The sequence below is a fragment of the Streptomyces sp. NPDC050528 genome (assembly GCF_044457795.1).
In the GTDB taxonomy this organism is placed as follows: Bacteria; Actinomycetota; Actinomycetes; order Streptomycetales; family Streptomycetaceae; genus Streptomyces.
The window spans coordinates 69,598-90,489 of record NZ_JBITHH010000009.1 but is presented as its reverse complement, the minus strand read 5'-3'; the positions used below and the strand labels follow the sequence as shown (position 1 = coordinate 90,489).

General features: G+C 69.5%; 19 protein-coding genes and 2 pseudogenes. 10 read left to right on the top strand and 11 right to left on the bottom strand.

The annotated features are described in order from the left end of the window. Positions 1-495 precede the first annotated feature (495 nt). From ACIBK4_RS29615 to ACIBK4_RS29605, 3 genes are all read left to right on the top strand, one after another. Complete coding sequence (locus tag ACIBK4_RS29615; protein WP_398999373.1) at positions 496-852, top strand: rhodanese-like domain-containing protein; 357 nt, start codon at positions 496-498, stop codon at positions 850-852. Next, positions 849-1,598 carry a sulfite exporter TauE/SafE family protein gene (locus ACIBK4_RS29610; RefSeq protein WP_398999371.1) on the top strand — a complete coding sequence of 250 codons (750 nt, stop codon included), beginning with the start codon at positions 849-851 and terminating at the stop codon, positions 1,596-1,598. The genes ACIBK4_RS29615 and ACIBK4_RS29610 overlap by 4 nt, the downstream gene beginning before the upstream one ends. Positions 1,599-1,982: 384 nt before the next feature. Continuing rightward, positions 1,983-2,414 (top strand): VOC family protein, encoded by a 432-nt coding sequence (locus tag ACIBK4_RS29605; protein ID WP_398999369.1) that lies wholly within the window; start codon positions 1,983-1,985, stop codon positions 2,412-2,414. Between the two features lie 438 nt (positions 2,415-2,852). Here the strand turns inward: ACIBK4_RS29605 and ACIBK4_RS29600 are convergent, their stop codons facing one another. The 6 genes from ACIBK4_RS29600 to ACIBK4_RS29575 form a co-directional block, all read right to left on the bottom strand. Beyond that, positions 2,853-3,446: a rhodanese-like domain-containing protein gene (locus tag ACIBK4_RS29600; protein WP_398999367.1), complete on the bottom strand. Its 594-nt coding sequence runs from the start codon at positions 3,444-3,446 to the stop codon at positions 2,853-2,855. A gap of 112 nt (positions 3,447-3,558) precedes the next feature. Beyond that, on the bottom strand, positions 3,559-4,944 hold the full coding sequence (locus tag ACIBK4_RS29595) for a rhodanese-like domain-containing protein (RefSeq protein ID WP_398999365.1): 1,386 nt from the start codon (positions 4,942-4,944) through the stop codon (positions 3,559-3,561). A gap of 122 nt (positions 4,945-5,066) precedes the next feature. After that, entirely contained in the window at positions 5,067-6,281 is a 1,215-nt protein-coding gene (locus ACIBK4_RS29590) for an FAD-dependent oxidoreductase (protein WP_398999363.1), read from the bottom strand. Between the two features lie 85 nt (positions 6,282-6,366). After that, on the bottom strand, positions 6,367-6,693 hold the full coding sequence (locus ACIBK4_RS29585; RefSeq protein WP_398999361.1) for a rhodanese-like domain-containing protein: 327 nt from the start codon (positions 6,691-6,693) through the stop codon (positions 6,367-6,369). A 124-nt stretch (positions 6,694-6,817) separates the two neighbouring features. Further along, complete coding sequence (locus ACIBK4_RS29580; RefSeq protein ID WP_399000066.1) at positions 6,818-7,006, bottom strand: DUF2202 domain-containing protein; 189 nt, start codon at positions 7,004-7,006, stop codon at positions 6,818-6,820. Next, a complete protein-coding gene (locus ACIBK4_RS29575; RefSeq protein WP_398999359.1) occupies positions 7,003-7,212 on the bottom strand; it encodes a hypothetical protein in 210 nt (69 codons plus the stop codon). The genes ACIBK4_RS29580 and ACIBK4_RS29575 overlap by 4 nt, the downstream gene beginning before the upstream one ends. 221 nt (positions 7,213-7,433) lie before the next feature. Between ACIBK4_RS29575 and ACIBK4_RS29570 the strand changes: the two genes are divergently transcribed. Both ACIBK4_RS29570 and ACIBK4_RS29565 read left to right on the top strand, forming a co-directional pair. Continuing rightward, positions 7,434-7,604, top strand: coding sequence for a hypothetical protein (locus tag ACIBK4_RS29570; RefSeq protein ID WP_398999357.1), 171 nt, complete (start codon positions 7,434-7,436; stop codon positions 7,602-7,604). Positions 7,605-7,954: 350 nt separating this feature from the next. Continuing rightward, a complete protein-coding gene (locus ACIBK4_RS29565) occupies positions 7,955-9,622 on the top strand; it encodes a M4 family metallopeptidase (RefSeq protein ID WP_398999355.1) in 1,668 nt (555 codons plus the stop codon). Positions 9,623-9,702: 80 nt separating this feature from the next. Here ACIBK4_RS29565 and ACIBK4_RS29560 read toward each other — a convergent pair whose 3' ends face one another. Then, entirely contained in the window at positions 9,703-11,322 is a 1,620-nt protein-coding gene (locus ACIBK4_RS29560; protein WP_398999353.1) for a multicopper oxidase family protein, read from the bottom strand. Between the two features lie 79 nt (positions 11,323-11,401). After that, positions 11,402-11,806 (bottom strand): hypothetical protein, encoded by a 405-nt coding sequence (locus tag ACIBK4_RS29555; protein ID WP_398999351.1) that lies wholly within the window; start codon positions 11,804-11,806, stop codon positions 11,402-11,404. 545 nt (positions 11,807-12,351) lie between these two features. Between ACIBK4_RS29555 and ACIBK4_RS29550 the strand changes: the two genes are divergently transcribed. After that, positions 12,352-12,783 (top strand): hypothetical protein, encoded by a 432-nt coding sequence (locus tag ACIBK4_RS29550; RefSeq protein ID WP_398999349.1) that lies wholly within the window; start codon positions 12,352-12,354, stop codon positions 12,781-12,783. Positions 12,784-12,801: 18 nt separating this feature from the next. On the opposite strand, the pseudogene ACIBK4_RS29545 reads toward ACIBK4_RS29550, so the two are convergent. Continuing rightward, a pseudogene (locus ACIBK4_RS29545) lies at positions 12,802-13,924 on the bottom strand (IS630 family transposase). Positions 13,925-14,751: 827 nt separating this feature from the next. On the opposite strand from ACIBK4_RS29545, the gene ACIBK4_RS29540 reads away from it, so the two are divergent. Further along, positions 14,752-15,315, top strand: a complete 564-nt coding sequence (locus ACIBK4_RS29540; protein ID WP_398999347.1) for a YbhB/YbcL family Raf kinase inhibitor-like protein — start codon at positions 14,752-14,754, stop codon at positions 15,313-15,315. A 368-nt stretch (positions 15,316-15,683) separates the two neighbouring features. On the opposite strand, the gene ACIBK4_RS29535 is transcribed toward ACIBK4_RS29540, so the two are convergent. Then, positions 15,684-16,583 carry a transposase family protein gene (locus ACIBK4_RS29535; RefSeq protein ID WP_398999345.1) on the bottom strand — a complete coding sequence of 300 codons (900 nt, stop codon included), beginning with the start codon at positions 16,581-16,583 and terminating at the stop codon, positions 15,684-15,686. 365 nt (positions 16,584-16,948) lie between these two features. On the opposite strand from ACIBK4_RS29535, the gene ACIBK4_RS29530 reads away from it, so the two are divergent. Beyond that, entirely contained in the window at positions 16,949-17,494 is a 546-nt protein-coding gene (locus tag ACIBK4_RS29530; RefSeq protein WP_398999343.1) for a SigE family RNA polymerase sigma factor, read from the top strand. Further along, positions 17,491-18,198 (top strand): SecDF P1 head subdomain-containing protein, encoded by a 708-nt coding sequence (locus tag ACIBK4_RS29525; protein WP_398999341.1) that lies wholly within the window; start codon positions 17,491-17,493, stop codon positions 18,196-18,198. The genes ACIBK4_RS29530 and ACIBK4_RS29525 overlap by 4 nt, the downstream gene beginning before the upstream one ends. A gap of 623 nt (positions 18,199-18,821) precedes the next feature. Here the strand turns inward: ACIBK4_RS29525 and ACIBK4_RS29520 are convergent. Beyond that, positions 18,822-19,076 (bottom strand): annotated as a pseudogene (locus ACIBK4_RS29520) (DUF1206 domain-containing protein); the annotation flags it as partial. A 159-nt stretch (positions 19,077-19,235) separates the two neighbouring features. On the opposite strand from ACIBK4_RS29520, the gene ACIBK4_RS29515 reads away from it, so the two are divergent. Then, positions 19,236-20,405 (top strand): phosphatidylserine/phosphatidylglycerophosphate/cardiolipin synthase family protein, encoded by a 1,170-nt coding sequence (locus ACIBK4_RS29515; RefSeq protein ID WP_399000063.1) that lies wholly within the window; start codon positions 19,236-19,238, stop codon positions 20,403-20,405. The last annotated feature ends 487 nt before the right edge of the window (positions 20,406-20,892 follow it).

Genomic DNA, 20,892 nt, shown 5'->3' with positions numbered 1-20,892 from the left:
GCTTCAGCCGCGGCGGCGGCCGTCGCCGCGGCTGAAGCGTCCGGGAAACTCGTGACTCGGCCGGGCCTGTAGGTCCTCGCGTCCGTGTTGTTCCGCAGCGGGTGTGGGCCGTGCTGCCGGCCGGGTGTCCGGGTGATGCCCGCCTGGTTCGTCGATCGCGGCCTGCCGGACCGGAAGGCTCAACCACCTGATGCCGTACGGGGTTTCGGCCATGCCCTCATTATGCCCCGCGGGGTATGTCGACGATGTGTCGGAGATCAGGTGCGGCCCGGGGTTCCCGTCCGGCAGTTATACCCAGGTGGGTATCTGGTGTACGCTGCAATATATACCCCGGGGGGTATTTTGCGAGCGGGGTGCGAGGTCGGGGTACTGCCCCGCCGAGTTCCGCCCGCCTCCTGGTCACCGGCCCGTCGCGGCCGACGGTGAGTGACTGCCTTGCGCCCTTTGAGGTCCAGTACCTCGTGCGCGATCAAGTACCTGAAGGAGAGGACCGACATGCTGTTCTTCCGTCGTCGGACGGGGCGAATAGCCCCGGGCGAGGCCCGCACCCGCGTTCAGGCCGGGGCCGCAGTGCTGGTGGACGTGCGCGAGCGCGTGGAATGGAACGGCGGGCACGCACTGGAGGCGGTCCATTTGCCGCTGTCGAGGCTGATGGCCGGCGCGCAACTCCCGGGCTCCGCGGCCGGACGGCCCGTGGTGACGGTGTGCCGGTCGGGGCATCGGTCCCGGCAGGCCGCCCGACTGCTGGCCGCCCGTGGCGTGGACGTGGTCGACGTCAAGGGCGGCATGACGGCCTGGGAGCGGGCGGGGCTACCGGTCACCGGCCGCCGGGCCCGGGGGCGTTCCGCGTGACCGCGCTCATACTGGCGCTGATCGCCGGCGCCGCTGTCGGGCTGTCCCTCGGCGCGCTGGGCGGGGGCGGCAGCGTCCTCGCCGTCCCCGCCCTCATCTATCTGCTGGGCATGGCGCCGTCTCAGGCGACCACAGCCTCTTTGCTGATCGTGGCCGCGACCTCGGTCACCGGACTGTTGGCCCACGCCCGTGAAGGAAACGTCCGCTGGGCCCCCGGAGCCGCGTTCGCCGCTGCGGGCGTGCCACTGGCGATCGCGGTCGGGTCGGTGTCCCACCGGTTGCCGCAGACCCTGCTGACCGTGGCCTTCTCCCTGCTCGCGACGGCAGCCGCCTGGCGGATGTTGCGAGGAGCGGCCCCTCGTGCGAAGGACGGCCACACGGTGCGGCCGGCCCGGGCGGCCCTCGCGGGAGCCGGACTGGGAGGGGTGACCGGACTGCTCGGTGTCGGGGGCGGCTTCCTCGCCGTTCCGGCCCTGGTAACCGTCCTCGGCTTCGCCATGCCGCAGGCGGTCGGCACCAGCCTGCTGGTCATCGCCGTGAACTCGCTGGCCGCGTTGGCGGCCCGCCTGCCCTCGGCCGGCGTATTGGACTGGGCGCTCGTCGGTCCCTTCCTCGGGGCGGCGATCCTCGGGGCCTGGGACGGCAAGCGCATCGCCGCCAAGGTCCCAGCGCGGCGCCTGCAGCGTATCTTCGCCGTGCTGTTGCTGGCCGTCGCGGTCTTCATGCTCGCCGACGCGCTCTGGTGAGCTGCTGAGCGTTCGGTCTGTGTCGTCGGCCAGTCACGATGCGCAGGCGGATCGATGGTGGCAGCCACCACCGGACGATGTTCCAGTTCGGCAGCGGCGTTCTCCGACGAGCCGGCACTACTGCCCGGTGCCCGTCGGCTTTGCCCTGCACCTCGTCGACCGCACCCTTCTCGCAGACTTGGGCACTGCTGCGGAAGGTCAGAGGAAGACCGACCTGTCGCTGCGGCTACGGCGGCTCACGCAGACACTGCTCCGCTAAATTGGGGCTGAGATCGGACGACCTTCTTCCGCGTCCGTGGAGGTTTCCGGCGAGGAACAGCCCCAGCGTCTGTTGGTGGGTACGTACTTCAGTGGCGCGGCGTGGCCCAAAGGCGGGAGTCAGACATGAAACCGAATCGCTCCATTCCGGCGTCGACGGTTATCCCCGTCCTGATCTATCCCGATGTGCGTGAGGCGGTCGCCTGGCTCGGTGCGGCCTTCGGGTTTGCCGAACGGGTGCGGATCGGCGAGGACCATCGCGCACAACTCGGTTTCGGCGATGGTGCCGTGATCGTCGGAGACGTACGACATGACCGCCGCCCGCCACGCCCCGGCGAGGTCACGCACTCGGTGACGGTCCGTGTGGAAAACGTTGACGCCCACTACGAGCGGTCCCGGGACAGTGGCGCACGCATCCTCATGGAACCGACCGACTTCGAATACGGCGAACGGCAGTACACCGCCGAGGACCTTGCGGGCCACCAGTGGACGTTCTCGGAGACGCTCGCCGATGTTGCCCCGGAGGAATGGGGCGGAACATCCGTCACGACCGTTTGAGGCATCCTCGGCGTCGTTGCGGGGCGGTGTGGGTGGCGAGCCAGGGGGGCACAGCCACTCATTGACGGCCGCGACCAGCACGGTTCTTTCGCAGCGGGCGACGACTCGGTGGGCGGCCGGGGAGCATGGCGATCGCCGTCGCGACCCACGTCCGGCGGAAAGCGATCAGCAGCAGGACCGTGCCCGGGATGAACTCCGTGAGCTGCCCTCCGCCGTACGCTCCGGCAATGCCGAACAGCAGCCCGGTGCGCCATCGGACGCGTCCGGCGGGCGTGCGAGACGGCGCCGGCGGCGCTGGTGACGCGGACGAAGAGGGAGGCGGCGATGGTCGGCTTGGCCTCCATACGGGTCAGTTGGATCAGGATGGGCATGGTGAGGATGGAGCAGTTGTCCAGGATGCCGAGGCCGGCACCGATCACAGGGATGCGGCGACGGTGATCAGGAGTGTGCCCCCAGGGCGCCGATGACTGACCGCAGGTCGGTGCGTGGGCCGCGGTTGTAGGGGAGTTTGGACAGCAGCATGCCCATGGCGCAGGTGTTGGTGAGCGCGGCGACGGTCAGGCCCGCGCCGACGGCCGTGCCGATGAGGTAGAGCCCGGGGACGAGGAGGGTCGCGAGGCCGGACAGCAGGACGATGCCTCCCGCGACCAGGCGTACCTGGCGTTCGAGGTCCCAGCGGGCCGGGCCGTGGTTGAGCGGACCGCCGGCCGTCTCCCAGGCGAGGACGCCGCCTTCGAGGATGCGCAGGTTGGGCAGCCCGGCCTCGGTCAGGGCCTGCTCGGCCTGGGCGGCGCGTCCGCCGGAGCGGCAGATCAGGACGACGTCCTCGTCCAGGTGGTGCAGGAGTTCGGCGCGGTGTTCCCGCAGGGTGTCGAGCGGGACGTTGTAGGAGCCGGGTATGTGGGCGGTGCGGAACTCACCGGGGGTGCGCACGTCCAGCAGCCTGGGCCCGTCGCCGTTTTGGGTGAGGTCGCGCAGGGCGGCCGGGTCGAGCCGCAGGGTCGGGCGCGGGCCGGTGGCGTCGGCGGTCACAGGATCTCCTTCACAGGGCGGACGGGGCCGCCGGAACAGCGGACAGCAAAATGCGGGCGGGGTGCCGCGCGGCGGCCGTGGGGATGGCCGCCGCCGATGCGACAGGGGAGGGTCAGGCGTCGGCTGTCGCCGGCTCGGTCAGCCAGGCGCCGTAACCGCCAAGCAGGTCGGAGACGTCGGTGCGGCCGTTGTGGCGGAGCAGGCTGGCGGCGATGGAGGAGCGGTGGCCTCCCGCGCAGTGGACGACCAGAGGGCGGTCGGCGGGGATCTCGCCGAGGCGGCGGGGGAGTTCGGCGAGCGGGATGTGCGCGGATCCCTCGATGAAGCCTTCCTCGCGTTCGGCCGTGTTGCGGACGTCGAGGACGAGCGGGGGTTGTTCGCTGCCGAGGGCCTGGCGGAGCTGATGGGCGGTCAGACGGCTTGCCTGGCGTAGCTCGTCGGCCATGGCCGGGAAGGCGCCTTCGGGTTCGCGCAGGTAGCCGCCGACGCGGTCGAAGCCGATCCGGGCGAGCCGGGTGACGATCTCCTCCTCGCGGTCCTGTGGTGCGATGACGACGATGTCCTGGTCGGGAGAGACGACCGTGCCGGACTGCTCGGCGAACCGCCCGTCGGCGGGCACGTTCACGGAGCCGCGCAGGTGGCCGGCGGCAAACTCCAGCGGGTCGCGGGCGTCCAGGACGAGCGCCCCGGCGGCGCGGCGGTCGATGAACTCGGCGGCGGACAGCGGCTGTTGGGGGACGGCCGCGTCGAACAGGCTGTGTTCCTTGCGGTTGAGGATGGCGTCGTAGACGAAGTAGCCGGGTGCGGAGGGCTGTCCGGCGGTGACGAGGGTGACGAACTCCCGCTCGCTCATGGGCGTGCAGGCGTAGTTGGTGGCGCGCTGCTGGCCGATGGTCGACTGGCGTTCGGCGGAGAGGTTCTTGCCGCAGGCGGAGCCGGCGCCGTGGGCGGGGAAGACGCGGACGGCGTCGGGCAGGTCCATGAGCTTGTGCTGGATGCTGTCGTAGAGCATGCGGCCGAGTTCGTCGGCGGTGACGCCGAGGGAGGCCAGCAGGTCGGGGCGGCCGACGTCGCCGATGAACAGCGCGTCGCCGGTCAGCACGCCGTAGGGGACGGTGTCGGCCGCGTGTTCGTAGACCAGGACGCTGATGGACTCCGGTGTGTGGCCGGGGGTTTCCAGGATCTGGAGTTGGACGTCGCCGAGGCTGACGCGCTCGCCGTCGGTGAGCCTGCGGATGGGGTATTCCGTCTCGGCGCGGTGGCCGTAGCCGATCCAGGCGCCGGTGCGGTCGGCGAGTTCGAGGTGGCCGGCGAGGAAGTCGGCGTGGAAGTGGGTGTTGATGACGGCCTCGATGGTGAAGCCGTGGGCCTCGGCATCGGCGAGGTACTCCGAGACGTCGCGGCGCGGGTCGACGACGACGGCCTTGCCGGTGGACTCGTCGGCGATCAGGTAGGACGCCTGGGAGAGGCAGTCGAGGTAGTGCTGGGCGAAGTACACGGATGGCCTCCGTTGTGGATGGATGCGCCTAATACCCTGGGGGGTATATGGATGATCAGGGTTGGTCCTGTGCGGGGTGGTGAGGTGACGGGCCCGGGTCGGGGGAGGCCCGGGCCGGTCGGTCAGAGGCGGCCGGTGAGCATGCCGTGCCAGTACAGCGGCGGCAGGCCGTACCGCTTGAACAGCCACATGTCGCGGCGTTCCTTGAAGGTGTCGATGAGTGGGAAGCTCGGGGTGGGCTTCAGGTCGTAGTCGAACTCGGCGAGCAGCATCTTGTCGCGGGCAGTCACCAGAGGGCAGGAGGTGTAGCCGTCGTAGCGGCGGGTGGGCTCGGCGCCCCGCAGGGCGGCGAGCAGGTTGGCGGCGACCACCGGGGCCTGCTTGCGGACGGCCGCGCCGGTCTTGGACGTCGGCAGGTTCGCCACGTCGCCGAGCGTGAACACCTCGGGGTGGCCCGGGTGGTGGAGGGCGTGCTTGTCGGCCGCGATGAATCCCTGCGGGCTTGCGGGGTCGGCGAGCGGGCCGGTCCTGACCCAGTCCGGGGCGCTCTGCGGTGGCACGGCGTGCAGGAGGTCGTAGGCAAGAGTCTCCTTGGTTCCGGTGGTGTGATCGGTGACGGTCAGCTCGCGGGCGTCGCCGTCGACGGCGGTCATCTCCGAGCGCAGCCGCACCTCTGTGCCGTACCGGGCGGCGACCTTCTCCAGCACCTCGGACCAGGCCGGTACCTTGAACAGGGCCGGGTCGGGGATCACGAGGACGATCCGGATGTGGTCCAGGACCTTCTGCCTGCGCCAGTGGTCGGCGGCCAGGTAGGCGATCTTCTGCGGGGCGCCGCCGCACTTGAGCGGGGTGGCCGGGTGGGTGAAGACGGCCGTGCCCGAGCGCATGCCCCGGATCAGGTCCCAGGTGCGCGGGGCGTACTCGGGTGCGTAGTTGCTGGTGACACGGTCATGGCCGATGGCCTCGGCGAGGCCGGGCACGCCGTTCCAGTCGAGTTGCAGGCCGGGCGCCATGACGAGGAAGTCGTAGCCGAGTTCGCGTCCGTCGGTGAGGGTGACGGTCCGCAGATCGGGGTCGACGGCCTGGGCGGCCTGCCGGATCCAGTGCACTCCGTCGGGGACGACGGACGCCTCGGAGCGGCGGGTGGCGCGCAGCGGTGCCTGGCCGCCGCCGACCAGGGTCCACAGCGGCTGGTACCAGTGGGTGTCGGACGGTTCGATCAGGGCGATGTCGGTGACACCGGCGCGGCGCAGTCGGGCCGCGACGCCGATCCCGGCGCTGCCGCCGCCGACGATGACGACGTGGCGGTGGGTGGGGGGTGAGGGTACGGAGGCCAAGGGAGGACTCCTATCGGTCTGACTGCGGATACGGTGCCCGGAGAATCGGGCCGGGGCCTGAGGCGGCCGACAGGGGCGGGTCCGGTCAGGCCGCGGTGGCGTGGGGTCCGGTCACCAGGGGGCGGCCGGTCCGGGCCCAGCCGCTGGTGCCGCCGGCCACGGAGTACGCCTCGATGCCGCTCGCGGTCATGCGGTCGGCGGCGGTCAGGCTGCGGTTGCCGCCGGCGCAGATCACGTACACCGGTCGGCCGGCGGGCAGTTCGCCGATCCGGCCCGCCAGTGCGCCCAGCGGCATCAGCCGCGCGCCCGGTACATGGCCGGCCAGGTATTCGCCCGGCTCCCGGACATCCACGACGACCTCGCCGGCGGCCAGAGCCGCGGCGAGCGCTTCCAGATGCACTTCACGAGCCACGTTCGGAACCTCCTGATATACCCTGGGGGGTATCTATGAGGCGAGGCTAAAGTGCTCGCCGCAGGGCTGTCAAATACCCCCCTGGGTATATTGCCTCTCGGGCAAAGGCCCCGGACGGAAGCGATCACCGGTCGAGCCGGTGGCCGAAGACGGCCTGGTGCATCCGGGAGGCGACGAGCAGGTTGGCGTACACCTGCTCGGCGTCCGGGGCGTCGAGACCGGACCGGGCCTTCGTGAGGGCGGCGATGTCGTCGGTCTCGAAGGTGAGGCCGGCCCTGAGCGCTCCGTCCTCGCTGCCGGTGCCCTGCTTCAGCAGACGCCGAAGTCGCTGTTCGCGGCCTTGGCACCCTCGTCGGCGCTGTACATCCGGAAGACCGCCGGGACGTCGACCCGCAGGGAGACCCGGCCCAAGTCGTCGGCCGACGCCGGGATCGCGGGCATCGCCACCGAGGCGAGAGTGGCGACGAGGCAGGCCGTCAGGGCGGAGAGGCGTCCGGCGATCAGTACCCGTCGAAGCATGCGGGCACTATGCCATCGGGCGTCGACGGCCATCTCCCCTCCCTCTGCTGCGCGGCGGTTGTCGCCGCACGGCAGCCGGCACCGGCCGGACTTATAAATCCGAGACGGTAGGTGTTCTGGGTCGTTCGTCCTTGTGTGAGTGAACTGGTGAGGGATACGCGGTAGTTGTCGCCGTCGACGCAGGAGGCGCATCGCGTGCGGGCGGTGGCTGCGTCGGCGGCGTGGCGGGATCGCGAGGACGTTGCCGCGGTGTTCCAGGTGCCGCTGACGACAGCCGGCACAGCGGTCTTTACATCGGCGACGGCAAGGTCATCCATGCCCCGCGCACCGGCAAGGACATCGAGATCGCCCAGCTGAGCTCCATGCCGTTCTACGCCGCGAGCCGGCCCTGAGCTCAGCCCTCGCGCACGCTTCCTGGTTTCCGTGCGCACAGGAGCGAGCCAGGGGAGTGTCCTTGGTCCAAACCGCGCTCACCAGCTGGAAGTCGACGTTCCCGCAGACCGTGCGCCGAGTGCAACGGCACGGCGCTGCCCCGGAGTTCCACACTTGGGGGCAACGCCCATTCGCATTCCCGCGACGTTAACCGAACAGCAAATTTTCAACCAACATCATTCAAGGGGTCATGACATGTGCGCGTCGCCAGTGTCACTCTCTCTCCACCCGCCGCACGAGCTCAGCAACTTCACATCCATTCCGGCCGGCGCCCCCACGCCGACTGGGATCCCCCCACCAAGGAGCTTGCGTGACCCCCCTCTACGCGCGTCACAAGCGCACAACTCTCGCCATCGCCACCGCCGTTGCCGCCGGAGCCCTCCTCACCACCGCCCTGACGACCGGTGCGACCGCCGCCCCGGCCCAGGCAGGGTCCCTGGCCGCGGCCCGCACGGCCGGCTCACCCGCCGCGCTGTCCAACGCGGCCCGCGCCTCACTCATCCAGAAGGCCCAGGCCGATGTCGACGCGACCGCCCGGCAGATAGGCCTCGGCACCAAGGAGAAGCTTGTCGTCAAGGACGTTGTCAAGGACGTCGACGGCACGGTGCACATCCGCTACGAGCGCACCTACGCGGGCCTCCCGGTCCTCGGCGGCGACCTGGTCGTCGCCACCACCAAGGCGGGCAGGACCGAGCGCGTGACCAAGGCGGCGAAGGCCGCCATCAAGGTCGCCTCGCTCAAGCCGAAGATCACCGCGGCGAAGGCCGAGAAGCAGGCCGTGAGTGCCGCCAAGACGCTGGGTTCCGCGAAGTCCGCCGCCGACGGTGCCCGCAAGGTCATCTGGGCCGGCGGCGCCACCCCCGTCCTCGCCTACGAGACGATCGTCGGCGGCCTCCAGGACGACGGCACCCCCAACCAGCTGCACGTCATCACCGACGCGGCCACCGGCAAGAAGCTCTTCGAGTACCAGGGCATCGAGAACGCCACGGGCACCGGCAAGACCCTGTACTCGGGCACCGTCAGCCTCGACACGACCCTGTCGGGCACGACGTACAGCCTGACCGACGCCACGCGTGGTGGTCACAAGACGTACAACCTGAAGCACACCACCAGCTCCGGCACCGGCACGCTGTTCACCAACACCACCAACTCGTGGGGCACCGGCGCTGCTTCCAGTTCCACCACGGACGTGACCGCCGCGGCCGACGCCGCCTACGGCGCCCAGGAGACGTGGGACTTCTACAAGAACACGTTCGGCCGCAGCGGCATCAAGAACGACGGCGTCGGTGCCTACTCCCGTGTGCACTACGGCAGTTCGTACGTGAACGCGTTCTGGGACGACGACTGCTTCTGCATGACGTACGGCGACGGGTCCAGCAACACCCACCCGCTGACCTCGCTGGACGTGGCCGGCCACGAGATGAGCCACGGCGTCACCGCGAACACGGCCGGCCTGGACTACTCCGGTGAGTCGGGCGGCCTGAACGAGGCGACCTCCGACATCTTCGGCACCGGCGTGGAGTTCTACGCCAACAACTCGTCCGACGTGGGTGACTACCTCATCGGCGAGAAGATCGACATCAACGGCGACGGCTCTCCGCTGCGTTACATGGACGAGCCCAGCAAGGACGGTGGCTCGGCGGACTACTGGTCCTCCTCGGTCGGTGACCTGGACGTGCACTATTCGTCGGGCGTCGCCAACCACTTCTTCTACCTGCTGTCCGAGGGCAGCGGCGCGAAGACGATCAACGGCGTGAGCTATGACTCGCCGACGTACGACGGTTCCACGGTCACCGGCATCGGCCGCGCCGAGGCGCTGCAGATCTGGTACAAGGCGCTGACCGAGTACTTCACGTCGACGACCGACTACGCGGGCGCCCGCTCGGGCACCCTCTCGGCGGCAGCTGATCTGTACGGCTCCGGCTCCACCGAGTACAACGCGGTGGCGGCGGCCTGGAACGCGGTCAACGTCAGCTGAACAGCGGAGGGCTGAGAGGGCGGCACCCGGGACTGCTTCCGTCCTGGGTGCCGCCCTCCCGGACGTCGTGGTGGAGAACGTCAGGCCTGGTAGGCCACGTTCGCCATCATCCCGGCTTCACCGTGGTAGGCGTTGTGGCAGTGCAGCATCCACTGGCCCGGGTTGTCGGCGTCGAAGTACACCGACACGGTCTTCTTGGGCAGCACGATCGCGGTGTCCTTGCGCGGGCCCGAGGTGCCGAGTTGATAAGTGTGGCCGTGCAGGTGCATCGGGTGCCACATGGTGGTGGTGTTGACGAAGTCGAGCCGTACCCGTTGCCCCTCCTGGACCAGGATCGGGTTCGCCTCGGGATCCTTCATGTCGAAGGGCTTGCCGTTGATGGCCCAGTTGTACCTGCCCATGCCGCCGGTCAGCTTGACCTGGTGCGTGACGTCGGTCGTGGCGGACTTCAGCCGTACGTCGTCGTCGGCGCGCAGTTGGGACGCCGTCATGATCATGCCGTCGAGTTCCTTCGGGCGGACGGCCGGTTTCGGGGTGCTGCCCGAGCCCGTGCGTAGCAGGGCCAGACCGTTGGCGTTCTTTCCCTCGGCCAGGGCGACGAGCGGGAAGACTCCGTCGTCGAGGGTGACGAGGACGTCGTAGCGTTCGCCCATGCCGACCAGGAGAGCGTCCACCTCCTGGTGCTGGACCGGGAAGCCGTCGGTGTGGGTGACGGTGAGTTTGTGGCCGCCGAGGGCGACCCGGTAGGCGGTGTCCGAGCCGGCGTTGATGATGCGCAGCCGTACCTTCTTGCCGGGCTTGCCGGTGTAGACGTCCGGGTCGGTCGCCACGCGGCCGTTGATGAGATGGTGCGGGTACCTGACGTCACCCGCGTCGCCGCCGAGCAATGGGCTGGTGGCGCCCATGAGCATGAACTTCTTGGACATGCCGCCGGAGGCGGAGGTTGAAGCGGACGGAGACGCGGAACCGCCCATGTCCATCCCGCCCATGCTCCCCATGCCGTCGTCCGAGTTGCTCGGGCTCGCCGAACTGCCGCCCATGCCCATTCCGCTCATGCTGCCCATGCCCTGTTTGAGCTCGGCGAAGACCTCGTCGGGGGTGCCGGTGACGCCGTCGAGCCAGTCGTCGAGCAGGACGACCCACTCGTCGTCGTACGACAGAGGCTCCTTGGGGTCCTCGACGATCAGCGGGGCGTACAGGCCGCGGTCGAGCTGTACGCCGACATGCGGGTGGAAGAAGTACGTGCCGGGGTCGGGGGCGATGAACGAGTAGGTGAAGGTGGAACCGGCCCGCACGGCGGTCTGGACGGCTGGCGGCACGCCGTCCATGTCGTTGCGCAGCGCGATGCCGTGCCAGTGGATCGATGTGGTCGTCTTGTTCGGGAGCTGGTTGGACAGCTCGGCGACGAGAGTGTCACCGGCGGAGAGCCGGACCTCTTTCCCGGGGGTGCGGCCGTCGAAGGCCCAGGTCTTGGGCATGACCCCGGCACCCAGGTCGATCATCGCGGGTGCCGCGGTCAGGGTGACCTGCTTCCGCCGTCCCGTGGCCTTGCGCTTCATGTCGGCGGCGGTGACGGCCGAGGCCGTAGGGTTGACCAGTGCGTCGCCATTGTCGGAGCCGTTGCTGCAAGCCGTGAGTGTGCCGGCGCCGACGATCCCCGCGCCGGCAAGCAGGATGGAACGGCGGTTGATGCCATTCATGGTGTTGTTGTCCTCTGTGTCGTAACTGCTGATGTGGTCGCGGAAGGACGGCGGCACATCGCGCGCCGTCGGGCGCGGCCTAAATGCGCAGTTGCGAGAGGATGGAGAGATCGGGCGGGGCTCTGCTCGTCACGGCGCCCGGTGCGTGTCCGGACAAGGCCGGCAAAAGATCCGCCGACAGGTCGAAGGCGCTCTGGTTCGGCAGGGCGAGCTGTACGGAGGGGACGTTCGCCGCGGTGCAGTGCTGCATCCCGGGCATCGCGCATTCGCAGTCGTCGGCGCTGTGCGGGGAGGCGTCCAGGACGGACGGCCCTGTCTCGTCCGGTGCCACATGAGCGGCGCGGGCCACGCTCCGCATCGGCGAGGCATTCATCCCGCATATCTCATGGTGGGCGACCACGGCCAGCGCGAGGCACAAGGTGAGGAACACCCCGTACGCCCAGCGAACGGCTGAACCGCCGCTGTGCGCTGTCCGTATCTCCATGAGACCCACCTTCACCGTGCGCACCGGACGCCCGTGTCGGCATCTTACCCCCTGGGGGTATCGGTGCGGTGCTCGAGGAGTCAGCGGCCTCCGTACGCAGCCGTGCGTCCTACCGATTCAAATGTGACCGTCTGGGAGCAGAGGGGAGTGGCCTGCTCCCGACGTTGTGAGGCAGCCAGGCAACATGGACTGCAGCGACTCACGGCAGATCCTGGAATGCGACCGCGGACCTAGCCCGCGACGTCTACAAGGCAGTAGAGAGCCTTGTATCCGAGTGTGACTCGAAGCGGCAGGCCCGGTCCGCTGCGGCCCGCTGGTCTGTGGACAGGCCCATCCGGCCGGCCTTGTACGAGGAGTGCGGGGAGACGGGGTACGTCGGCGAGGGCGAGGCCGGGCGACTCGATGGACACCCGCCACCCATCCCCGGCCCGCCAGGGCGGAGTCGGGGAACGGCCTCACCGTGTTCGCCGCCGCCGGCCAGTCGCCTGCGCCCCAGGCGGCGGGACGGTGAAGGCCCACCGGGTCTGGGCCTTCCGCCGGGGCCGATGATCTCGGAGTATCGAAGAATGGGGAATCGGGGGAATCTGGCCGAGGCGTTCCGGACTGAGGTAGGCGTTGAGTTCGCGTTCCTGGTCGAGCACATCGGCTTTTCGGGCCCGGTACAGACCGACAGCGGGTTTCTCTTCCACGGCGCCGGCTTGGACGTGGAGGTCTGGTTCCTGGACGTGCACGAACCCGTGGTGACGACGCTGGTCGCCCCGGTCGCATCGGACGGCGTGAGGGCCAGGGGCGTATGGCTGGACGAGTTGTATGTCCTGAGCGGATGCGGTCCCGCTCAGGACGTTCCCGGCTGGGCCCCGACCCGGCGAGCCGTGCTTAAGCGAGTCCGTCAGCATGCCGCTGCGCTGAGCCGGTTGATGCCGCAGTTGCTCACCGCAGAGGGGGCACAGCTCATTGCCCGCTCTCGCCAGGGCTGAGTCGCGGCGACCAGATCCTCATACGGCCGTGGCTGTGGGCCGTCCGCCCCAGTGGATGCCCTTCTCGCTGCGGATGCGGGCGCGTTCCTTGCGTTCGACGGCCAGGACGCCCCGGTGGCGGGCGTTGGCGTTGCGCCACCGCAGGTAGGTGTGCAAGGCCCGGGTCTGCACGGTGTGGTTGGGATACTTCGAGTTGGCGATGGTGAACTGCCGCAGCGGTCCTAAATGCGGCTCGATCGGGTTCGCCCACGGCGCGTAGGCCGGGGTGAAGCACAACTCGACCTTGTGCTGTGGCGCCCAGCGGCGGATGTCGGCGCCTTTGCGGGCGGACAGGTTGTCCAGGATCACCTAGACCGGGGCACCGTCGGGCCGAGCGGCGCGGATCGACTTCAGTGCGGCCAGCGTGTCGGCGGCCCCCTTTCTTCGGTGGTTGACGCCCCAGAGGCGGTCGTCGCCGACCGAGTGGCAGCCGTGGAAGTAGCGCACGCCGTGAGTGCGGTGGTAAGTGGTCGGCATTCGGCCGGAATGTTTTCGTTCGGCCCAGCCCGAGCCCGCGGTGGGCCGGATGCGGAGCGGGCAGAACTCGTCGAAGGCGAACACCCGGTCGGGGAAGCGGTGAAGGACCTCCTCGATCCGGTCCAGCTTCGTTTCGCGGTCGGGGTCCGGGGATTCCTTCCATGTCGTGGTGCGCTGGAAGGTGACGCCGCGGCGGGTGGGCGGCCCGCGTAAGGTCTCGCGGCCGATGCGGATGATCCGGCCATGGACTTTCCACAGGTGGGCGACGAGTTTGCGCAGTGGCCAGCGGGTGAACGGCTGGCCGAGTTTTGGTGGGGCGTGTGGTGGAGTCTGGACGAGGAAGTCCTCGTCGTCACAGATGAGTTGGCGGGGACGGCCTCCCGCCCACCGAGCGGCGAAGCAGGCCAGGCCGATCTCGTTGAACCGGTGGATCACATCCCGAACGGTGTCCTCGTCGGCCTGCACCAGCTGGGCGATCACCGACACCCGGTTCCCGCCGGCCGAGGCCGGTAGCATCTTCGCGCGCCGGTAATGCACTGAACCGATGCTGCCCCGGCGCACGATCCGCTGGAATTTCTGCCCTCCTGATCGGTGTAAGTCTGCGCACGCGGACAGGCTCGGCCACCGCGCCTGCAGCGGTCGGAGCGGACGTCATCCCGCATCCAATCGCCACGACCACCGACCCGGCGAACCCATTCGGGTACAGCACTGGCGGCGGATTCTGCGGCTTGCGGTTGTCGCTGGTCACCTGCTGTGGTCCTGGCTTCCGGTTGGGCTGACATCCCCCCTGCGCCCCCCCACGCCCGCCCAGGGACCAGAGGGAGGTGGGGCGGGAGCGCGGGCAGCGGGGGAGGGGACCGGGGTGTCGGGCTGGTGACCGGCAAGGCTCGCGCCGCGCGGTATCGCCGGCGCCCGAGTGCCGGTCGGAGGTTGTGCCGGCGAAGCACATCATCCAGTGGGCTCGATCCTCGTGACACGGCTTATGGGGTGCCCGATCGAGGATGTATCGGAGCAGGCTCTGTACGGCTGCAACTGCCGAACCCCGGTCCGTTGGAGCGCCAACTGCCACAACTCTGCGACGTTTAGTGCTATTTGCCCGTAATCTTTCTGTGCGAGCCGTCGGGTCCCCGATGTATAAGGAACGAGTCCCGTCCCCACGGCGTCTCCGGGAAGCACCGCCGCCCCGACTCGCCGGACCTGTGCACCGACCTCGGACTGGTCGTGTTCCGTCCTGTTGTCACCGAACACCGAACACCCAACGACGCCACAATCATGCCGTCCGACTGTTGGTATCTGAAGGTATGTGCGGATATGTCAGTCGATACTGAGGAGCTGAGGAGATCCGCCGCTTCGCCGCACCCCTGCTCTCCCCGCGGATGCCCGACGCCTGTGACGCACCCGAAGACCACACCGACCCGACACCAGCACCACAAGGAGTAACTCATGGCAGCGATGGGCAAGTTACCGAAGGACAAGCGGGCAGGGGGCGAAGGACTCGCCTGGAACGCGCCGAACCTCACCGGCGCGAACACGCTGCAGCTGAGCAGTCCCGACTTCGCGCACGAGGCGACGATCCCGACTCTGCACGCGGGCAAGCGCCTGGGCGGGCAGGATCTCTCACCGGCTCTGGACTGGGACGCGGCGCCCCCGGAGACGGCACAGCTGCTGCTGGTCATCGAGGATCCCGACGCTCCGACGGCCCTGCCGTACAACCACGGCATCGCACTGCTCGACGCGACCCTGACCGGTGTCCCGCAGGGTGGCCTCGACGCCGAGACCCCCGCGGACGGCGTGCGGCTGCTCAGCTCGGGCTCGCGCCGCGGATACCTGGGCCCCGCCCCGATCAAGGGCCACGGCCCGCACCGCTATGTCTTCCAGCTGTTCGCCCTGGGCAAGCCGCTGACCGTCGGCAAGGGCGACACCGTGCCCGACTCCGCCAAGCCGCGGGCCGTCCTGGCCGCCGCGGGTGACGTGCTCGCACGCGGCCGGCTGGACGGCTTCTACGAACGCGTCTGACGGTAGGACAGATGCGACCCCGGCCGTCGTGCTCGCGTACGTCACCGCCGTCCGTCGTATGTCACGTCGGAGACGTACGACGGACGGGTCTCGACGCCCTGATTCTGCTGCCACGCAGCCAGTCCGGGACCGGACTTGGGGAGAAGGACCTCAGGGATGCGCGCTGGGAGAACGTCGATTTGGTGCCAGCTGCCCGCCCATGCGTGGTTCACGGGCAGTGGCGATATGCGGGGTGCCGTTCCTGCGCCCAGCGCCGTCGACGCTGGGCGGTAGGCCGACAGGCGGGTGGGGCAGCATCTGCTCAGCTTCCGCCTGTCCATGAGGGGTCATCATGCGTTCCACCCGTCGCGCCGCATCATCTGTGCTGTTCACCTGCCCGGTGCTCGCGGGCTGCTCGCCCATGTCGCTCGGAAACTCGGACGCGGGCGTGTCAGGGAGCGGGACCCCTTCGGCGGGTCCGTCGGGTGCCGGCGGGGCCGGGCGGGCGATCGCGGTGGGGCCGGTTCGGGTTCACGTATTGCCGCGGCCACGCAGCCGCGGTGGGCCGCCGCGATGTCCCAGACCCGCTTCGACAGCCCCTGCCGCAGATGAAAACGGACGCTGACCTGTACCGCGTCCGGGGCTCCCTCAGCAATGTCCTGCCAGTAGACCGGCGAACCGTCCCGGCACACCGCCTCGACGCCGGGATGCGCACGCAGCCAGGAGGACCGCTGCTCGGCATCGCGCCCGGCCCACAACTCGATCGACAGCCGCGTGTCCGCATCCACCAGCAGCGTGCCGTGGACGGCCGCGTACAACGCAAAGTCATCCACGCCCAGCACCCGCGGTGTCGCGACCGACGGAATTCCCATGCGCATCAACTGGTACAGCACACTCGTCGGCGACAACGGCGTCTTCAAGATGCGCGGAAGCCGGCCCCCGCCACGGCCGGCGAGCAGCACCCCGACCATCTCGATCAGATGCTGCAGCAGCGGACCGCGACACGGATACCGCGGCGTCAGCCCCTCCACCTGCTCGGCAAACGTCCGCCGACCGCAGTCCGCACTGTCACAAAACAACCGCCGCACCGCCGGACTGATCAGCACCGGAAGGCCCCCGGCAGCGACATCGGCCAGCGTGCGGGAATACCGGCTGTGCACCCGCGTCGACTCGCACCGGCAATCCGGACACACAACCACCAACTCGCGGGTACGGGCGGCGATGCGGACCACGCCGCCCGCCACCCACATTCGTTCCACCTGCACCGCATCGAGGTGCGGCGACACCATTCGTACGAGGTCAGCACACTCGCCGAAGGTCCCGCTACCCGTGACGGAACGTCACCGGCGCGCGGTGGCACAGCCCAGCTTCACGAAAATCTTGCCAGGGCCCCATCCGGCCCGACCCGGTGTTCCGCACGCCTTCGGTGATGCTCACTGTCCGGCCGACCTTCCCCAAGATCGGAACCGGCACACCGATCGGCTGAAGTCAGTCGCCTGCGGCTCCGGGTTCCTCCCTCCACGGCCTGGCGTGCCGGCGTCCTTCCATGGCCTTCGGCGTTGCTGTCCGGTGGACGAGACGGAGAAAGTGGGTGCGGCAGGGCAGTCGTTTGCGTGTCCGAACCCGTCTTTACGGGGGAACGAGGGAGGGCGCATTGAACGCCGACGAGGAACACCAGTTCCGCGAGTTCGTGGCGGCGCGGTCGAGATCGCTGCTGCACACGGCTTACCTGCTGACCGGCGACTGGGAACAGGGCCGGGACCTGCTCCAGACCGCGCTTGCCTCCACGGCCCGACGCTGGTCCAAGCTCCGTGACCGGGAACAGCCAGAGATCTATGTGCGCCGCGCGCTCTACCACGCCCAGGTGGATCGCTTCCGGCTGCTCAGCTGGGGGCGGGAGACGGTCACGGACTCCGTGCCGGACCAGCCGTCCGCACAGAGCGCCAACTGGGCCGACGCCGTCGTCCAGCGGCAGGACATCATGACCGCGCTGCGGCGACTGCCCAAGCGTCAGCGTGCGGTGATCGTGCTCCGCTACTTCGAGGACCGGCCCGACAGCGAGATCGCCGCGATCCTGGGCGTCTCTCCGGGCACGGTCCGCAGCCAGACCCACAAGGCCCTCGTCACGCTCCGCATCACCCTGGCCGAGACAGGGCCGTCCGCCTCCTCCAATGCCTCCGGAAGGGGCGTGACCGCATGAACGACTCGACCGAGGAGCTGCTGCACGAAACGTTGCTGCACGACACCTTGCATACGCATGTCCGGGAGCGCGACGGTGACGTCGGCACCCATCTCGTCGGCCTGGCCGACGGCGCACTGCGGGTCGCCCGGCGGCGGCAGCGGCTGACGCGCGCCGGTGTCGGGGTTGCCCTCGCCGCGGCGGTTGCCACCGCCTGGGTGGCTGTGGCGGACGACGACCCCCTGCGCGCCCATGTGGTGCAGCCCGCCGAAGGACAAGGCGCTACAAAGGCGGCCACGATCGCCCTCCTGCCGGTCACCTCGGCGACAGAGCGGGCCTGCACCCCGGCGGGCGGCGGCTATACCGTGCAACGCACCGAGACCCACCCGGCGATGTGCATTCACGCCGACGCGGCCGGCGGCATGAGTGACGCCCGTGTCTCCGCGGCGAAGGCCGAGAAGGGCTCCGTCAAGGGCAGCTGGCAGGTGGAGGTGACCCTCACGCCCGCCGACCGGACCCGTTTCGCCACGCTGACCGGCTCCCTCGCGTCGGCCCCGGCCCCGCGCAACCAGTTCGCCATCGTCGTGGACGGCAAATTCTGGGGCGCTCCCAGCGTGGCCCACTCGATCACCGTGGGCCGTGTCGAGATCGTCGGCGCTTACGACGGAGACCTCACCAGCGCCATGGCCCACGACCTCGCCCAGCGACTCGACCCCGGCAGGTGAGTGGCCAACTCCTGCTGTGGGAGCGGCAGTTCAGGGAAGCCGTTAGTCATGTGGGGCGGCTTGCCGGGTCGCGGAGACCGAAGTCGTTGAAGGCTTGGATCTGACGTTCGCACGGTTGCTGACGCCCCGCCGGTGTTGTAGCGCGGGGTCGGCGGCTCCGGGCGGGGTGCGGACATCCGCGTGCCGTCCTTCCGGACATCCGGAGTCGTCCAGGATGTTTCCGTGCCTACGACCTGTGGAGTTCCTGTTGCCCCGAACCCCGAAGAAGCCGGTCCTCGCTCGCGCGCACAGCCCGAAGGACGCGGTGGAGGCCGTTCTTGACGCCGCAGCCGCGCTGGGGCCCGCACCCGGGTACGTGAATGGCACGGACTACGCGGAATGGCCCGTCGAGGAGACTGAGCCCATTCCGACCTGGATGTGTGGTCCGCGAGTTGGTCGGCTCCGCAACAGGGTGAAGCTCCTGGTAGACGGTGTCACGGCCAAGATCCACTGTGCGCCACCAGGAGCTTGACGTGCTTGTCCATCCGTCGGCGATCGATCTGTCCACCGCGCACCTGCGGCGCCTCGCGCGTCAACTGGTCGGCCATCGTCGGGAGATCGGGACACGATGGCGGCGGCTGGCCCCCGGCCGGCGCGATCCCCAGCAGCCACAGCAGCACCGTGCCGAAGGGCTTTTGGGCGCTCTCCGCGATCGCGCCGCCCCGGTCGGCCTGTTCGCCCCCGCCGAAGAAGGCGATCCGCAGGGAGAGGACGCCGATCAGTACGTAGATGACCCCGCGGGCGACGAAGCCCGCACGGGCCGCCGCCGCGACCGCCTTGCTGTTCGCCACACGGCGGGCCTGTCCCTGTCCGCGTGCCGTTGCCGATCCAGGAGCCATGCCGTTGCGGATGCCCTCGAAATACGAGGGCATCCGGGTTTCGTCCCCCGGCTCGATGTCCAGGAAGGTCCAACCGTGCCCAACACGCAGAACGCAGCCGTCACATCCGCCGAAACGGCGGGCACTGTCGGATCCGAGGAGCCCGGCGGTGCGGCGGACATCAGTGGCGTCCTCGACGACCGGGCCCGGCGCACCAGACGCCGGCTGGAACGGCTCATAGGGATCGCGGCCACGGAAGGCAACGCGCTGCTCCCGTTGCGCAACGGGGACGAGATCTTCGGCGCCATGCTGGGCCGGATCCGGTCCGCGCGGCACACGGTGGACATGATGACGTTCGTGTACTGGAAGGGGGAGATCGCCCGGCAGTTCGCCGACGCGCTCGCGGAGCGGGCGCGTGCGGGAGTACGCGTGAGGCTGCTGCTGGACGGCTTCGGGAGTCGGCTCATCGAGAAGGACCAGTTGGAGGCGATGGAGCGGGCCGGGGTGCAGGTGGCCTGGTTCCGCAAGCCGCTGTACCTGTCTCCGCTGAAGCAGAACCACCGCTGTCACCGCAAGGTCCTTGTCGTCGACGAGGAGACGGCCTTCACCGGCGGCGTCGGCATCGCCGAGGAGTGGTGCGGCGACGCGCGCGGCCCGGGGGAATGGCGCGACACCCACGTGCAGGTGACCGGGCCCGCCGTAGACGGTTTGGCCGCCGCCTTCGCCCAGAACTGGGCCGAGTGCCACGACGAACTCTTCGACGACCGCGACCGGTTCACCGACCACACCCCGCGGGGCGATGCCGTGGTGCAGGTGGTGCGGGGCTCGGCCAGTTTCGGCTGGCAGGACATGCAGACCCTGTTCCGCGTGGTGATCGAGACGGCGGAGGAGAGGATCCGGCTGGCCACCGCCTACTTCGCGCCCGACGCGTTCTTCATCGAGTTGCTGTGCGGCGCGGCCCGCCGGGGGGTCGAGGTGGAGATCCTGCTGCCCGGCCCGTACACCGACAAGCGGGTGTGCCAGCTGGCGGGCCAGCGCTACTACGAGGATCTCACCGCGTGCGGGGTGAAGATCTTCCACTACCAGCCGACCATGCTCCACACCAAGGTCGTCACCGTCGACAGGGCCACGGCGCTCATCGGCTCGACGAACTTCAACCGCCGCTCCCTCGACAACGACGAGGAGGTCATGCTCGCCGTGCTGGACCCCGCGTTCACCGCGACGCTGGACCGCCACTTCACGGAAGACCTGGAGCACAGCGAACTCATCCGTGCCGGACGGTGGAAGCGACGCGCGCTGCTCCAACGCGTCAAGGAGTCAGCCGTCCTGCCGATACGGCGCTTCCTCTGACCTCTCGGACGCGATGCGTACGGCGCCGGCCCGCCCGAGGCCCCGTGGCACGAAGGCGGACCGCTTCGCCAGGGCCGGGCTGAGACGAGCCCGGCTCTGCCGTAACGGCGCCTGGCCCCACGACGTGTGCCCGTTAACGATGTGCTGACGACTGCAGCGGTGACACGCTCTTCCTCACCGCTGAGGGCAGAGCGTGTCGCCGCTGCCGCGGGGACTCTTGCTCCGATCGGGTAGGCGTCTGCGCGCTTGTATCGCCTGCTCGTGGTGGTCGTCGCGCAGATCGCCGGCGGACGCCGTGGCCGTGGCGTCGGTGGTGCCGAGTTCCGGGCTGTACGAGCCTGCGGCGCGCTCGGTGAGGTCGCGGCTTCGGGCGACCGCCGAAGGCCCACCGGCTTGGGCGACCAGAGGGACAAGGCGATGACGGTGACACCGGTCCGGGCTGCTCGCGGCCGTCGGCGGTCGCCTCGGGTGAATGTGGGTGAAGGAG

Coding starts and splice junctions, on each gene's coding strand:
- ACIBK4_RS29615 (WP_398999373.1), top strand. CDS start 496: ATGCTGTTCTTCCGTCGTCGGACGGGGCGAATAGCCCCGGGCGAGGCC.
- ACIBK4_RS29555 (WP_398999351.1), bottom strand. CDS start 11,806: ATGGAGATACGGACAGCGCACAGCGGCGGTTCAGCCGTTCGCTGGGCG.
- ACIBK4_RS29560 (WP_398999353.1), bottom strand. CDS start 11,322: ATGAATGGCATCAACCGCCGTTCCATCCTGCTTGCCGGCGCGGGGATC.
- ACIBK4_RS29550 (WP_398999349.1), top strand. CDS start 12,352: ATGATCTCGGAGTATCGAAGAATGGGGAATCGGGGGAATCTGGCCGAG.
- ACIBK4_RS29540 (WP_398999347.1), top strand. CDS start 14,752: ATGGGCAAGTTACCGAAGGACAAGCGGGCAGGGGGCGAAGGACTCGCC.
- ACIBK4_RS29575 (WP_398999359.1), bottom strand. CDS start 7,212: ATGCTTCGACGGGTACTGATCGCCGGACGCCTCTCCGCCCTGACGGCC.
- ACIBK4_RS29605 (WP_398999369.1), top strand. CDS start 1,983: ATGAAACCGAATCGCTCCATTCCGGCGTCGACGGTTATCCCCGTCCTG.
- ACIBK4_RS29525 (WP_398999341.1), top strand. CDS start 17,491: ATGAACGACTCGACCGAGGAGCTGCTGCACGAAACGTTGCTGCACGAC.
- ACIBK4_RS29535 (WP_398999345.1), bottom strand. CDS start 16,583: ATGGTGTCGCCGCACCTCGATGCGGTGCAGGTGGAACGAATGTGGGTG.